This is a genomic window from Mesorhizobium sp. WSM4847 (assembly GCF_055811335.1).
In genome coordinates, this window is sequence record NZ_JBVVPY010000081.1 from 1 (window position 1) to 1794 (window position 1794).

Annotated in this window: 3 protein-coding genes; all 3 read right to left on the reverse strand. The window is 53.3% G+C overall.

Annotated features, from left to right (window positions below):
* The coding region (locus AC0L28_RS34575) for a glutamate acetyltransferase (RefSeq protein ID WP_473482961.1) at positions 1-452 on the reverse strand (452 nt) is incomplete at its 3' end.
* Between the two features lie 137 nt (positions 453-589).
* Complete coding sequence (locus AC0L28_RS34580; RefSeq protein WP_473482963.1) at positions 590-1465, reverse strand: hypothetical protein; 876 nt, start codon at positions 1463-1465, stop codon at positions 590-592.
* A gap of 132 nt (positions 1466-1597) precedes the next feature.
* Positions 1598-1794, reverse strand: a 197-nt coding sequence (locus AC0L28_RS34585) for a helix-turn-helix domain-containing protein (RefSeq protein ID WP_473482965.1), incomplete at its 5' end; no start/stop codon positions are given.

Here is a 1794-nt window from a genome sequence, read left to right on the forward strand (position 1 = left end):
GAGGTGACGGCGAAACTGCCAGGGCTTCCACCATCGAAAACGGCAAGGCAGGTTAAAGATAAATAGATTTTCGCGGATTCGGATTGATCCAGGATGAAGCAATTGAATGCAGTCGGTTCGCCGTATCTGCTCAGATAGACACTGATGGGCTTCGCCAGATTGACGCCTGCTTTGTCGCCGTCGGCAGCATCGGCGCAAATTGACGCAAGGGTACTTGGCAAATCCGCAACGGCCATCCTGCGGTTCAGGGTCTTCGAAGCCGTGGCGGCGTCCACCTGGTTCGGCACCATTTGCATGGCATTCTGCCACATACTAGGATCCAAGTTCAGAATTGAGCCTTCGGACAGTTTCTGGATCAAGCCTGAGCAAATCCTCTCCGCTTCGAGGGGGCCGCTGCTATGGGCACCGATTACCAGGAAGAGGCCCGCAGTTGTTTCTGCGATGGGGTTCATAGTTGGTTTCTTATAGAAGCGGGGCCGGAGTTCGTCGGCACCGCTGACAGCCGGACCTGATCTATGACGCTGGCGAGGTTTCTTCGAATTGACACCGTCGGTTGGTGCGCTGCTGCTTTCAAGACCAATCATTAGGATCAGACCTGGGGCGTGATGTCTTGTTGCGGGGTCGAGCCACCGTTAAAGAAGTTCTTGGCATTCATAAACTGCTCGGTGGCGTTCTTATTCACGATCTCCTGGAAGTTTTTGTAATCGGGGCCGCCGTTGCGGATCCGGCGAGTCTGAACGATATTGGTAACCTCGTTATAACTTATGTCGACGTTGACGTATCGTGTCGACGAGCAAGAAGATTTTAGATCAAGGAAGTACTCATCGAACTTGACTTGTCGCAGAACAATTGCTCCGTAGTCGTAATATCCGCCTGCCCCGTTATCGAGAAGGTAGCTTTGGTAGGTGCATGTCAGAGCCTTGTACTGCTGCGACTTGCTGTTGGCGCTGAAGGTCAGGTTGCCCATCTCAGTGAGGAAGGACTCGAAATCCGTTAGCAGAGACGCCCCGTCAGTGACGATCGCCTTCGCGATCAAGGAGAGGAACGTGGCTGAAACGGAGGTGCCGGCAAACTTGTTTGAGTAACCTTTCTGTTTTTGCCCTCCCATCGAAAGATCGGGAATATTGCCCACAACATTCGTCCAGGTGTTGATGTCAAGTTTTGTCGCATCAACCTTAGGATGATGGGTATGCATGTAGTCGTGAATGAGTCCTCCTATAGCCAGAAGGTTGTCCTGATTTTCTTTCATGATGCCGCTGTACGCCGGGTCATCAGTCTTCTGACCAATGAGGTGAAACTGTACTGTTCCTTGATCGTTGGCGATGGTGTCGTCACTGGGGCGCGCAGCACCTGGCTGGGCCAAAACCAGGGGCTTGGCGCCGAAAAACGCGCTCGCCGCCTCATAGTTCTTGTCCGAATAGCTCTGTTCATGCCCTTGAAAATGCGCTGCGACCGCGTTCAACATGCTTATCTTCCTTTTCTGAGCGTTGCTGTAAAAGCCGCAAAGTGCCTGGAGTGGGTAAACACTTGAGTATCAGGTGATCTTTGCGTGTCTTCACTGGCTGTATACCAGTTTGTTCCGATCCCCACCTTTGCGTCAGGCAGACCTTTCTCTGCGCGCCGCCATTTTGCGAAAGCGCAGCGGCGAGAGCCCATGGATCGCCTTGAACGCCGTGGAGAAATTGTTGCTGTTTTCGTAGCCTAAGGACCCAGCGATCTCGGCCACGCTTTCATGCCCGCTTCGCAAGCGGGCGGCAGCCTCCATCATCCGGTAGTGCCGTAACCAGGTCATAG

Bases quoted from the DNA above. Each gene is read 5' to 3' on its own strand.
- AC0L28_RS34580 (WP_473482963.1), bottom strand. From the start codon at position 1,465: ATGTTGAACGCGGTCGCAGCGCATTTTCAAGGGCATGAACAGAGCTAT.